Origin of the sequence: Amycolatopsis sp. DG1A-15b (assembly GCF_030285645.1) — a bacterium.
GTDB lineage: Bacteria > Actinomycetota > Actinomycetes > Mycobacteriales > Pseudonocardiaceae > Amycolatopsis.
The window spans coordinates 694,005-706,633 of record NZ_CP127296.1 but is presented as its reverse complement, the minus strand read 5'-3'; the positions used below and the strand labels follow the sequence as shown (position 1 = coordinate 706,633).

General features: G+C 70.7%; 12 protein-coding genes. All 12 read right to left on the bottom strand.

Annotated features, from left to right (window positions below):
• Nucleotides 1–48: 48 nt before the first annotated feature.
• The 12 genes from metK to pyrR all read right to left on the bottom strand — a co-directional run bounded on the left by metK (nucleotide 49) and on the right by pyrR (nucleotide 12,507).
• Nucleotides 49–1,251 carry a methionine adenosyltransferase gene (gene metK / locus QRY02_RS03325; protein WP_285993751.1) on the bottom strand — a complete coding sequence of 401 codons (1,203 nt, stop codon included), beginning with the start codon at nucleotides 1,249–1,251 and terminating at the stop codon, nucleotides 49–51.
• Nucleotides 1,252–1,343: 92 nt separating this feature from the next.
• On the bottom strand, nucleotides 1,344–2,564 hold the full coding sequence (gene coaBC / locus QRY02_RS03320; protein ID WP_285990008.1) for a bifunctional phosphopantothenoylcysteine decarboxylase/phosphopantothenate--cysteine ligase CoaBC: 1,221 nt from the start codon (nucleotides 2,562–2,564) through the stop codon (nucleotides 1,344–1,346).
• Nucleotides 2,557–2,826, bottom strand: a complete 270-nt coding sequence (rpoZ, locus tag QRY02_RS03315; RefSeq protein WP_013224624.1) for a DNA-directed RNA polymerase subunit omega — start codon at nucleotides 2,824–2,826, stop codon at nucleotides 2,557–2,559. The genes coaBC and rpoZ overlap by 8 nt, the downstream gene beginning before the upstream one ends.
• Complete coding sequence (gmk, locus tag QRY02_RS03310; protein WP_285990007.1) at nucleotides 2,823–3,479, bottom strand: guanylate kinase; 657 nt, start codon at nucleotides 3,477–3,479, stop codon at nucleotides 2,823–2,825. Before gmk ends, rpoZ begins: the two co-directional genes overlap by 4 nt.
• On the bottom strand, nucleotides 3,476–3,793 hold the full coding sequence (gene mihF, locus QRY02_RS03305; RefSeq protein WP_003096398.1) for an integration host factor, actinobacterial type: 318 nt from the start codon (nucleotides 3,791–3,793) through the stop codon (nucleotides 3,476–3,478). Before mihF ends, gmk begins: the two co-directional genes overlap by 4 nt.
• A 107-nt stretch (nucleotides 3,794–3,900) precedes the next feature.
• A complete protein-coding gene (pyrF, locus tag QRY02_RS03300) occupies nucleotides 3,901–4,749 on the bottom strand; it encodes an orotidine-5'-phosphate decarboxylase (RefSeq protein ID WP_285990006.1) in 849 nt (282 codons plus the stop codon).
• Nucleotides 4,746–8,075: a carbamoyl-phosphate synthase large subunit gene (gene carB / locus QRY02_RS03295; RefSeq protein ID WP_285990005.1), complete on the bottom strand. Its 3,330-nt coding sequence runs from the start codon at nucleotides 8,073–8,075 to the stop codon at nucleotides 4,746–4,748. Before carB ends, pyrF begins: the two co-directional genes overlap by 4 nt.
• Nucleotides 8,075–9,232 (bottom strand): glutamine-hydrolyzing carbamoyl-phosphate synthase small subunit, encoded by a 1,158-nt coding sequence (gene carA, locus QRY02_RS03290; protein ID WP_285990004.1) that lies wholly within the window; start codon nucleotides 9,230–9,232, stop codon nucleotides 8,075–8,077. Before carA ends, carB begins: the two co-directional genes overlap by 1 nt.
• On the bottom strand, nucleotides 9,193–9,687 hold the full coding sequence (locus QRY02_RS03285; protein WP_285990003.1) for a PH-like domain-containing protein: 495 nt from the start codon (nucleotides 9,685–9,687) through the stop codon (nucleotides 9,193–9,195). Before QRY02_RS03285 ends, carA begins: the two co-directional genes overlap by 40 nt.
• A complete protein-coding gene (locus QRY02_RS03280; RefSeq protein ID WP_285990002.1) occupies nucleotides 9,687–10,973 on the bottom strand; it encodes a dihydroorotase in 1,287 nt (428 codons plus the stop codon). Before QRY02_RS03280 ends, QRY02_RS03285 begins: the two co-directional genes overlap by 1 nt.
• A complete protein-coding gene (locus QRY02_RS03275; RefSeq protein ID WP_285990001.1) occupies nucleotides 10,970–11,902 on the bottom strand; it encodes an aspartate carbamoyltransferase catalytic subunit in 933 nt (310 codons plus the stop codon). Before QRY02_RS03275 ends, QRY02_RS03280 begins: the two co-directional genes overlap by 4 nt.
• Nucleotides 11,899–12,507: a bifunctional pyr operon transcriptional regulator/uracil phosphoribosyltransferase PyrR gene (gene pyrR, locus QRY02_RS03270; RefSeq protein ID WP_285990000.1), complete on the bottom strand. Its 609-nt coding sequence runs from the start codon at nucleotides 12,505–12,507 to the stop codon at nucleotides 11,899–11,901. Before pyrR ends, QRY02_RS03275 begins: the two co-directional genes overlap by 4 nt.
• Between the last annotated feature and the right edge of the window lie 122 nt (nucleotides 12,508–12,629).

Below are 12,629 nucleotides of genomic sequence, written 5' to 3'. Positions count from 1 at the left end.
AGGCCACCCCCGGGGAATCCTGGGGTGGCCTTCACCGGATCGTGCGTGTCAGGCGCCCGCGGCCGCCTTGAGGGCCTCGGCGCGGGCCGTGCTCTCCCAGGGCAGTCCCAGCTCGGGCCGGCCGAAGTGGCCGTACGCCGCCGTCGGGGCGTAGATCGGGCGCAGCAGGTCGAGGTCGCGGATGATCGCCGCCGGCCGGAGGTCGAAGACCTCGGTGATGGCCTGCTGGATCTTCGACGGGTCGACCGTCTCGGTGCCGAACGTCTCGACGAACAGGCCGACCGGGGCCGCCTTGCCGATGGCGTAGGCGACCTGCACCTCGGTGCGGGAGGCCAGGCCCGCGGCGACGACGTTCTTGGCCACCCAGCGCATCGCGTACGCGGCCGAACGGTCGACCTTGGACGGGTCCTTGCCGGAGAACGCGCCGCCGCCGTGGCGGGCCATGCCGCCGTAGGTGTCGACGATGATCTTGCGGCCGGTCAGGCCGGCGTCGCCCATCGGGCCGCCGATGACGAACCGGCCGGTCGGGTTGACCAGCAGGCGCGCGTTCGAGGTGTCGATGCCCAGGCCCTCGAGCTCGGGGCCGACGACGTGCTCCTTGACGTCGACGCTGAGCATCCGCTCCAGGTCGATCCCGTCGGCGTGCTGCGAGGACACGACGACCGTGTCGAGGCGCACCGGCTGGTCGCCGGCGTACTCGATGGTGACCTGGGTCTTGCCGTCCGGGCGCAGGTACGGCAGCACGCCGTCCTTGCGGACCGCGGTCAGGCGCTTGGAGAGCCGGTGGGCCAGCGCGATCGGCAGCGGCATCAGCTCGGGGGTGTCCGAGCAGGCGTAGCCGAACATCAGGCCCTGGTCGCCGGCGCCCTGGCGGTTGATCTCGTCTTCGTCCGACTCGACCCGCGACTCGTACGCGGTGTCGACGCCCTGGGCGATGTCGGGCGACTGCGAGCCGATCGCGACGTTGACGCCGCAGGAGTTGCCGTCGAAGCCCTTGGCGGAGGAGTCGTAGCCGATCTTGAGGATGACGTCGCGGACGATCGTCGGGATGTCGGCGTACGCCTCGGTGGTCACCTCGCCGGCCACGTGCACCTGGCCGGTGGTGATCAGGGTTTCGACGGCGACGCGGCTGCGCGGGTCCTTCGACAGCAGGCCGTCGAGGATCGAATCGCTGATGGCGTCGCAAATCTTGTCGGGGTGTCCTTCGGTCACCGACTCCGAGGTGAACAATCTGCTGCTGGACGCGGTCACGGTGGCCGTCACTTCCTCACCTAGTCGTCGGATGCCCGGGTGGTTAGGCACCCCTTACCTGTGCAAGCGTACTGATATCGCTCCAGGGACGGTCAACGCTTCATGAAGCTCACAACAGCGTCCCACAATGTGGACGCGAGTTCGGCTTTCGCGCCCAGCGGGATCGGGATTTCGGTGCCGTCGGCCCCCAGCAGCCAGCCCGAATTGTCCTCCGTGCCGAACGCCTTGCCGTCGCCGACGGCGTTCACCACCAGGAGATCCGAGCCCTTGCGCTTCAGCTTCGCACGGGCGTGGTCGAGAACGCTGCCCTGCGCGTCGCCGGTTTCGGCGGCGAATCCCACGACGACCTGACCGGGACGCCGGTTTTGCACCAATTCCGCGAGAATGTCGGCATTGCGCTCGAGCGTGATGACCGGGTCCGGCTGGTCGTCGGACTTCTTGATCTTGTGCTCGGCCCGGTTCGCCGGCCGGAAGTCGGCGACGGCGGCGGCCATCACGACGACGTCCGCCGACTCGGCTGCGGCGTGCACCGCCTGCCGCAGCTGCTCGGCCGTCGAGGCGTGCTCCACGGTCGCGCCCGCCGGGTCCGGCAGGGCGACGGTGTGCGCGGTGACCAGCGTGACGTCGGCGCCGCGCTGGGCGGCGACGCGGGCCAGCGCGTAGCCCTGCTTGCCGGACGAGCGGTTGCCCAGGTAGCGCACCGGGTCGAGGGGTTCGCGGGTGCCGCCCGCCGAAATCACCACGCGGACGCCTTCGAGGTCGCGTGGGAGGGCGTCCGGGCGGGCCAGCAGCAGCCGGGCCAGGTCGACGACTTCGGCCGGGTGCGCCAGGCGGCCCTTGCCGGTGTCGGCGCCGGTCAACCGGCCGGCATCGGGCTCGGTGACGACCATGCCGCGCGAGCGCAGCAGGGCGACGTTGTCGCGGGTCGCGGGGTGCTCCCACATCTCCGTGTGCATCGCCGGGAAGAAGGCGACCGGGCACCGGGCGGTGAGCAGGGTGTTGGTCAGCAGGTCGTCCGCGAGGCCGTGGGCGGCCTTGGCGAGCAGGTTCGCCGTGGCCGGGACGACCAGGACCAGGTCGGCTTCCTTGCCGACGCGGACGTGCTGGACCTCGGGGACCTCGGTGAACACGCCCGTGTGCACCGGGTGCCCCGAGAGGGCTTCGAAGGTCGCCGCGCCGACGAAGTTCAGCGCGGCTTCGGTGGGGACCACGCGGACGTCGTGACCGGATTCGGTCAGCCCGCGCAGGACCTCACAGGCCTTGTAGGCGGCGATCCCGCCGCCCACGCCCAGGACGATGCGGGGTTTACTCACCCTCGGTGTGCTCGAGCAGGCCGCCGTGGATCTCGCGCAGCGCGATCGAGAGCGGCTTCTCGCGCGGGCCCGGCTCGACGAGCGGGCCGACGTACTCGAGCAGACCCTCGCCCAGCTGGGCGTAGTAGTCGTTGATCTGGCGGGCGCGCTTCGCCGAGTAGATCACCAGCGCGTACTTGGAGCTGACCTTCTCGAGCAGGTCGTCGATCGGGGGGTTGGTGATGCCCTCGAGCTCTTCGGTCAGGGCTACCTGGGTGGTCACTCGTGGTGCTCCGCTTCGTCGGAAAACTGATCAGCTGTAATCAAGTTTAGCAAGTGCCCGGCGGCCTCCCGCACGTCGGCGTTGACGAGGCGGTGGTCGAACTCCCCCGCCGCCGCCAGCTCGCGCTCCGCTTCGGCCAGCCGGGCCTGCACCGCGGCCTCGTTTTCGGTGCCGCGCCCGGTGAGCCTGCCGACCAGTTCCTCCCAGGACGGCGGCATCAGCATCACCAGCCGGGCCTCCGGCATCGCCGCGCGGACCTGGCGGGCGCCCTGCAGTTCGATCTCCAGGACGGCCGGGCGGCCCTCGGCGAGGGCCTTCTCGACCGGCTCGCGCGGGGTGCCGTAGCAGTTGCCGGCGAACTCGGCCCATTCCAGCAGCCGGCCGTCGGCGACCATCGCGTCGAACTCCGCGCGGTCGACGAAGTGGTAGTGCGCCCCGTCGACTTCGCCGGGACGCGGCTTGCGCGTGGTGACCGAGACGCTGAACCAGACATCGGGCTCCAGCTTCCGCAGCTCGCCCACCACGCTCGACTTCCCGACTCCCGAAGGCCCCGATACGACGGTGAGCCGGTGCCGGGGGAGGTCCCCCGTCACCGGCTCACCACCGCGGTCGGCGCCCCGGCTCACCGGGTAGTCACGACCGGCGCCGTTCACTCGCCGCTGAACTCGGCCAGCAGCGCCTTGCGCTGCCGGTCGCCGAGGCCGCGAAGGCGACGGCTGGGGGCGATCTCCAGTCGTTCCATGGTCTGCTGCGCGCGGACCTTGCCGACGCCCGGGAGGGCCTCGAGCAGAGCCGAAACCTTCATCTTGCCGAGGACTTCGTTCTCCTCGGCCTGCTTCAGCACGTCGACCAGAGTGGTACCGCCCCGCTTCAGCCGCTCCTTCAGCTCAGCACGGATGCGGCGAGCGGCGGCGGCCTTCTCCAGCGCCGCAGCGCGCTGTTCCTCTGTCAGCTGGGGAAGTGCCACGTTTTCCTCCGGTAGTTCTCAAAACTGGGTGGGTGACGCGACGGTACCCACCCGTGAGCACCGGCCACAATGCGGGGGTGCCTGGTGGGGGCCCGTTCCGGCCCCTGCTATTGGCCGTTTTCCTGCGGGTCGGCCAGCACTTCGGCGACCCGTTCGACCGCTTGGCGCAAAGCCGCTTGCTCCGGACCGTGCTTCAGGATGTCCCGGGACGACGCGGGCAGCACGCCCGGAAGGGACGCACCGAACAGGGCCCGCAAATCGGCCACAGTGGCTCCCTGGGCCCCGAAACCGGGTGCCAGCACCGGACCGTTCAACCGCGAAAGATCGAGCTCTCCCGGCGGAACGGTGGCCCCGACCACGACACCCACATCGCCGAGCGGTTCCGCGCCTGCGTTGAGTGCCGCGGCCGAGTCGACGATCGCCTGCGCGACCGTGCGCCCGTCGGGCAGCTTCGCGTTCTGCACCTCGCCCGCTTCCGGGTTCGAAGTCCGGGCAAGCACGAAGATGCCGCGTCCCGCCGAGACGGCCATTTCGGCGCATTGGGCCAAAGAGCCGAAGCCGAGGTACGGCGAAACGGTGATCGCGTCGGCGGCGATCGCCGCACCCTCGGCGACGTACGCGGCGGTGTAGGCACCCATCGTGGACCCGATGTCGCCGCGTTTGACGTCCAAGAGCACCAGCGCCCCGGCGTCGCGGGCGGTCTCGACGACCCGCCCCAGCACCCGGACGCCGGCCGCTCCGAAACTTTCGAAGAACGCCGACTGCGGCTTCACGATGGCCGCGTGCGCCGCCAGGACCTCCGTGGCGGACAGCGCGAACCGTTCCAGGCCCGAGACGTCCACCGGGAGCCCCCAGGCCTCGATCAGGCCGGGGTGGGGGTCGATCCCGGCGCACAGCGGGCCGCGGGCCGCGACGGCCTTGGCCAGCCGCGCCCCGAACCGCTCCCGCCCGCTCACGACTTCGCCTTCAGCGCCGCCTGCAGCTCCTGCAGGGACTTGACCCCGATGTCGCCCCGGATCAGCGCTTCGATGCCGTGCACGGCCGCCGCGGCGCCCTGCACGGTCGTCACGCACGGGATGTCCCGCGACACCGCGGCGGTGCGGATTTCGTAGCCGTCGACGCGCGGACCACTGTTCCCGTACGGGGTGTTGATCACCATGTCGACGTCGCCGTTCAGGATGACGTCCACGATGTTCGGCTCGGCCTCGGTCGAACCTTCGTAGTGCTTGCGCACCACCGTGCACGGGATCCCGTTGCGCCGCAGCACTTCCGCGGTACCGGAGGTGGCGAGGATCTCGAACCCGAGGTCCGCCAGCCGCTTCACCGGGAACACCAGCGAGCGCTTGTCGCGGTTGGCCACCGAGACGAACACGCGCCCGGACGTCGGCAGTGAGCCGTACGCGCCGCTCTGCGACTTCGCGAACGCCTTGCCGAAGTCGACGTCGACGCCCATCACCTCGCCGGTCGACTTCATCTCCGGGCCCAGCAATGAATCCACGCCGTGCCCTTCAGGGGTGCGGAAGCGGTGGAAGGGCAGCACGGCTTCCTTCACCGCGACCGGCGAATCGGCCGGCATCCGGCCGCCGTCTCCTTCGGCCGGCAGGACCCCGCTCCCGCGCAGGTCCTTGATCGTCGAGCCGGTCATGATCAGCGCGGCGGCCTTGGCCAGCGGCACCGCCGTCGCCTTGGACACGAACGGCACCGTCCGCGACGCGCGCGGGTTGGCCTCCAGGACGTACAGGACGTCGTCCTTGAGCGCGTACTGGACGTTCAGGAGCCCGCGCACGCCCACCCCGCGGGCGATCGCCTCGGTGGAGCGGCGGACCGCCTGCAGGTCGGTGTGGCCGAGCGTGATCGGCGGCAGCGCGCACGAGGAGTCGCCGGAGTGGATGCCGGCTTCCTCGATGTGCTCCATGACGCCGCCGAGGTAGAGCTCCTCGCCGTCGAACAGCGCGTCGACGTCGATTTCGATGGCGTCGTCGAGGAAGCGGTCCACCAGCACCGGGTGCTCGGGCGTGATCTCCGTGGCGCGGCTGATGTAGCCGGCCAGGGTCTCCTCGTCGTAGACGATCTCCATGCCGCGTCCGCCGAGCACGTAGGACGGCCGGACCAGCACCGGGTAGCCGATCTCGTCGGCGATCCGCTTGGCGCCCTCGAACGACGTCGCCGTGCCGTAGCGCGGCGCGGGCAGCCCGGCGTCGGTGAGCACCTCGCCGAACGCGCCGCGGTCCTCGGCGAGGTGGATGGCCTCCGGCGGCGTCCCGACCACCGGGACACCGGCGTCGGCGAGCCGCTTCGCCAGGCCCAGCGGGGTCTGGCCGCCGAGCTGGACGATGACGCCGGCGACCGTGCCGGACGCCTGCTCGGCGTGCACGACCTCGAGGACGTCCTCGAAGGACAGCGGCTCGAAGTACAGCCGGTCGGACGTGTCGTAGTCGGTGGACACGGTTTCCGGGTTGCAGTTGACCATCACGGCCTCGAACCCGGCCTCCCGCAACGCGATCGCCGCGTGCACGCAGGAGTAGTCGAACTCGATGCCCTGCCCGATCCGGTTCGGGCCGCTGCCGAGGATGAGCACCTTCGGCTTCTCCGACTGGACGGCCACTTCGGACTGGGCCTCGGGGTCGGACTCGTAGGCGGAGTAGTGGTACGGCGTCTTGGCGGCGAACTCGGCCGCGCAGGTGTCGACGGTCTTGAACACCGGCCGCACGCCGAGGCGGTGGCGGAGGGTGCGGACGCCGTCCTCGCCGGCCAGTTCCGGCCGCAGCGCGGCGATCTGGCGGTCCGAGAGACCCGTGCGCTTGGCGCGGCGCAGCAGTTCGCCGTCGAGCACGGGCGCGTCGCGGACTTCGGCGCCGACCTCGCCGATGTAGGCGATCTGGTCGATGAACCACGGGTCGATGCCACTCGCTTCGTGGACCTGCTCGACGGTGGCCCCGAGCCGCAGCGCCCGCTCCACTTCGTACAGCCGGCCTTCGTGCGGCGTGCGCAGCTCGTCCAAAGTGGACTCCAGCGTCGCGCCGTCGGGGTCGGGCAGCGTCCAGAACCCGCTCGCCTTGGTCTCGATCGACCGCATCACCTTGCCGAGCGCCTCGGGGAAGCTGCGGCCGAACGACATCGCCTCGCCGACGCTCTTCATCGTCGTGGTCAGCGTCGGGTCCGCGCCGGGGAACTTCTCGAAGGCGAACCGCGGCATCTTCACGACGACGTAGTCCAAAGTGGGCTCGAACGCCGCCGGCGTCTCGCCGGTGATGTCGTTCTGGATCTCGTCGAGGGTGTAGCCGATGGCGAGCTTCGCGGCGATCTTGGCGATCGGGAAGCCGGTGGCCTTCGACGCCAGCGCGGAAGACCTCGACACGCGCGGGTTCATCTCGATGACGACCATCCGGCCGTCGCGCGGGTTGATCGCGAACTGGATGTTGCAGCCACCGGTGTCGACGCCGACTTCGCGCAGCACGGCGATGCCGACGTCCCGCATCACCTGGTACTCGCGGTCGGTGAGGGTCATCGTCGGCGCGACGGTGACCGAGTCGCCGGTGTGCACGCCCATCGCGTCGATGTTCTCGATCGAGCAGACGACCACGACGTTGTCGTGCTTGTCGCGCATCAGCTCGAGCTCGTACTCCTTCCAGCCGAGCACGCTCTCCTCGATGAGCACCTCGGTGACCGGAGACTCGGCGAGCCCGGTGGAGGCGAGCCGCTCGAGGTCCTCGGGCGTGTGCGCCATGCCGGAGCCGAGCCCGCCCATGGTGAAGGACGGCCGGATCACGACCGGCAGGCCGAGCTCCTTGACGGTGTCGCGGACCTCGTCCATGTCGTGGCAGACGCGGCTGCGCGGGACGTCGGCGCCGATGGTGCGCACGATGTCCTTGAACTTCTGCCGGTCCTCACCGCGCTGGATGGCGTCGATGTCGGCACCGATCAGCTCGACGCCGTACTTGTCGAGCACCCCCCGCTCGTGCAGCGCGACGGCGCAGTTCAGCGCGGTCTGCCCGCCGAGGGTCGCCAGCAGCGCATCGACGGGGTACCCGCGTTCACTCTCGGCGGCGATGACCTTCTCCACGAAGTCCGGCGTCACCGGCTCGATGTAGGTGGCATCGGCGAACTCGGGGTCGGTCATGATGGTCGCCGGGTTCGAGTTCACCAGCGACACGCGCAGGCCTTCGCTGCGCAGCACCCGGCAGGCCTGGGTACCGGAGTAGTCGAACTCCGCGGCCTGCCCGATCACGATCGGCCCGGAGCCGATCACCAGCACGTGCTGGATGTCCGTCCTCTTCGGCATCAGGCCTTCTTCTCCATGAGCGAAACGAAATCGTCGAACAGCGGCGCCGCGTCGTGCGGGCCGGCTGCGGCTTCGGGGTGGTACTGGACCGAGAACGCCGGGACGTCCAGCGCCCGGACGCCCTCGACCGTGTCGTCGTTGGGGCAGTAGTGGCTGATCTGCGCCGCGCCGAACGGGGACTCGAAACGCTGTCCCGGCTCGCCTTCCAACGCGAACCCGTGGTTCTGCGCGGTGATCGCCACGGACCGGGTCGCCACGTCGATCACCGGGATGTTGATGCCGCGGTGGCCGTAGCGCATCTTGTACGTCCCCAGGCCGAGCGCGCGGCCCAGGACCTGGTTGCCGAAGCAGATGCCGAACAGCGGGATCTCGCGGCCCAGGACCTGCTTGGTCAGCTCGGTGGCGTGCGTCGTCGTGGCCGGGTCGCCGGGGCCGTTCGACAGGAACACCCCGTCCGGCTCGATCGCCAGCAGGTCGTCCAGCGACGAAGTCGACGGCAGCACGTGCATCTCGATGCCGCGCTTGACCATCTGGCGCGGGGTGTTGGACTTGATGCCCAGGTCCAGCGCCGCCACCCGGAAGCGGACTTCGCCGGACGGCGAGACCACGTACGGCTGGGGCGTCGAAACCTGGCCCGCCAGGTCGGCACCTTCCATCTTCGGGCTCGCCAGCACCTCGGCGACCATGTCGTCGACGGTGCCCAGCGCGTCACCGGAGAACACGCCGGCACGCATCGCGCCGAGCTCGCGCAGGTGGCGGGTCAGCGAGCGGGTGTCGACCTCGGCGATGCCGACGATGCCCTGCCGCACCAGTTCCTCGTCCAACGTCCGGCGAGAGCGCCAGTTGGACGGCGTGCGGGCGGGGTCGCGCACCACGTAGCCGTTGACCCAGATCTTCGAGGACTCGTCGTCCTCGTCGTTCCAGCCGGTGTTGCCGATCTGCGGCGCGGTCTGCACCACGATCTGCCCGTGGTAGGACGGGTCGGTCAGCGTCTCCTGGTACCCGGTCATGCCGGTGCAGAACACCGCCTCGCCGAGGGTTCGCCCCTGCGCGCCGTAGGCAGCGCCGCGGAACACCCGGCCGTCTTCGAGCACCAGTGCGGCCTGAGCGCGCGCGTTCACTGGGCACCTCCCTTGATCTTGAGCTGTTCGATCCATTGTGGATAGTCGTCGAGGTCGTCGCCGCGGAAGCCGGTGTCGAGTTCGGTTTCACCGAGCCGCCAGGTGACGACCAGCAGCGCGTCCGTGCCCATCACCTTCCCGGCGATCTTCTTGTCCCGCCGGACACCGGTGACGGCATCGCGCGGGATCCAGAAGTCGGGCGCTCCCCCGCGCTCGACGGCGACACCGCCGTCGTGCAGGCGCCAGACCGCGCCGGTGCGCAGTCCCGCGCCGCGGGTGACGATCCGGTTCTGCCACTCCCCCGCGATCGTCGTCGCCAGGTAGACGCCGGTGGACTCCAGCAGCACCTCGCCGGCATCCGAGGGGATCGCGGGGAACGGCGGCACCTGGGCGCTCTGCGAGCGGGACTTGCGCCGCCAGCCCACGTACATGCCCCAGAGGCAGAGCAGGAAGAAGGCGACGATCGCCAGCACGAGCCAGAAGCGCTCCATCAGCAGATCTTCCCGTCCCGCGCGGTGATCCGCCCGCGCAGCAGCGTCGCGGTCACCACGCCGGGCAGCCGCATTCCCTCGTACGGGGTGTTGGCCGCGATGCTGGCCAGCTCCGCGCCCCGGACGGTCCACTCGGCGTCCGGGTCGACGAGCGTCAGGTTCGCCGGCTCACCGACGGCGATCGGCCGGCCCTGGTCGGCCAGGTTGCCGATCTCGGCGGGCCGCTCGCTCATGACGCGGGCGACGCCGCGCCAGTCCAGCAGGCCGGTGCGGACCATCGTCTCGGCCACGATGGACAGCGCCGTCTGCAGCCCGAGCATGCCCGGCCGGGCCGCGCTCCACTCGGTGTCCTTGTCCTGCACGGCGTGCGGCGCGTGGTCGGTGGCGACGCAGTCGATGACGCCCTCGGCCAGCGCGGCCCGGAGCTTTTCGGCGTCGGACTCCGTGCGCAGCGGCGGGTTCACCTTGTTCACCGGGTCGTAGGTGGCCAGGCGCTCGTCGGTGAGCAGCAGGTGGTGCGGCGTGACCTCGGCCGTCACCTTCGTGCCGCGCCCCTTGGCCCAGGCCAGCACGTCCGCGGTGCCCGTGGTGGAGACGTGGCAGACGTGCAGCCGGGCATTGGCGTGCAGGGCGAGCAAGCAGTCGCGGGCCACGATGGACTCTTCGGCGGCGGCGGGCCAGCCGGTGTAGCCGAGCCGGGCCGCGCGCTCGCCCTCGTGCGCCTGGGCGCCGACGGTCAGCCGCGGCTCTTCGGCGTGCTGCGCGACGACGACGTCGAGCGCGGTCGAGTACTCCAGCGCGCGGCGCATCAGCAGCGGGTCGGCGACGCAGAGGCCGTCGTCGGAGAACACCTTCACCCGCGCCTGCGACGCCGCCATCGTGCCCAGCTCGGCGAGCTTCTCGCCCTTGAGCCCGACGGTGACCGCGCCGACCGGGTGGACGTCGACCAGGCCGACCTCCTGCCCGCGCCGCCAGACGTGCTCGACGATCACGGCGTTGTCGGCCACCGGGTCGGTGTTGGCCATGGCGAACACCGCGGTGTACCCGCCGAGCGCCGCCGCGGCCGAGCCGGTGTCGATCGTCTCGGTGTCCTCGCGGCCGGGTTCGCGCAGGTGGGTGTGCAGGTCGACGAACCCGGGGAGCAGCACCTGCCCGCCCGCGTCGATCACTTCGGCGTCTTCGGGAACGTCGACGGCGCCGATCGCGGTGATCACGCCGTCCTCGACCAGGACGTCGACCGGGTCGCCTTCGCCGTAGGGGCGGGCGCCCTGGATCACGGTGCTCACGCGGCGGCTCCTTCGCTGGCCAGAAGGTGGTAGAGGACCGCCATGCGCACGTGCACGCCGTTGCGGACCTGTTCGGTGATGGCCGAGGCCGGGGAGTCGGCGACCGCGCTCGCGATCTCCATCCCGCGCAGCATCGGGCCGGGGTGCAGGACGACCGCGTGGTCCGGCAGCAGCTTCTGCCGCCGTTCCGAGAGGCCGTAGGAGATCGAGTACTCGCGCGCCGATGGAAAGAACCCACCGTGCATGCGCTCCGCCTGGACCCGCAGCATCATCACCGCGTCGACCGCGGGCAGCTCGGCGTCCAGGTCGTGCGAAACGGTCACCGGAAGGCTTTCCACGCCGTAAGGCAGCAACGTCGGTGGCGCGACGAGCACGACTTCGGCGCCCAAGGCCGAGAGCAGGTGGATGTTCGAGCGGGCGACCCGGCTGTGCAGGACGTCCCCGACGATGGCGATGCGACGGTCCTTCAGCGACCCGAGCCGCTCGCGCAGGGTCGCCGCGTCGAGCAGCGCCTGCGTCGGGTGCTCGTGGGTGCCGTCGCCGGCGTTGACCACGGACGTGCCGGGTTCGGCCAGCCACTCCGAGAGCCGCTGGGCGGCGCCGCTGGCGGGGTGGCGGACGATCACGCAGTCGGCGCCCGCCGCGGCCAGCGTCAGCGCGGTGTCGCGAAGGGACTCCCCCTTGTTGACCGAGGAGCTGGACGCGGAGACGTTGATCACGTCCGCGCTCATCCACTTGCCGGCGATCTCGAACGACACCCGGGTGCGGGTCGAGTTCTCGTAGAACAGGGTGATCACCGTGCGGCCGCGCAGCGTCGGCAGCTTCTTGACCTCCCGGCCGAGCAGCGTGTGCTTCAGCTCGTCGGCGGTGTCGAGCACGGCCGTGGCCAGCGCCGGGTCCAGGCCGTCGGTGGCGAGCAGGTGTTTCACGAGTCCTCTCCAGCAGCAGTGTCGGCCTTGGAAGGGCGCAGCAGGACCGCGTCCCGGCCGTCGATCTCGGCCAGCAGGACGGACACGCCCTCGGTGCGGGCGGTCGGGACGTTCTTGCCCACGTAGTCGGCGCGGATCGGCAGCTCGCGGTGACCGCGGTCGACCAGCACGGCCAGCTGGACCGCGCGGGGGCGGCCGTGATCACGCAGGGCATCGAGCGCGGCCCGGATCGTCCGGCCGGAGAAGAGGACGTCGTCGACCAGGATCACGACGCGGTCGTCGATGCCGTCGGTGGGCAGCTGCGTCTGTTCGAGCGCGCGCGGCGGGCGGCGGCGGAGGTCGTCCCGGTAGAGGGTGACGTCGAGGGCGCCGGTGGGCGGGCGGACCCCGGAGAACTCGCCGATCTTGTCGGCCAGGCGGACCGCGAGCGGCGTGCCCCGGGACGGGATGCCGAGCAACACGGGCGGGGTAGTGCTCTCCGCACCGTTCGCGGTCTTTTCGATGACCTGATGGGCCATTCGGGCGATCGTGCGCGCGACATCGCCGGCCGTCAGGAGCTCGCGCTCCCCGGCCGAACCAGCCGCGTCACGCGGGCGTGACGACAAACCGGACTCCTTCCCCGCCTCACCGGACGGGTCCTTAAAGGACGTCTGTTCCCCTGCTGGTCGGGGCTTTCCCACCGACAGTAGCAGGCACTTTGCTCAGTCTTCCGGGTGGTGTGGCGTGA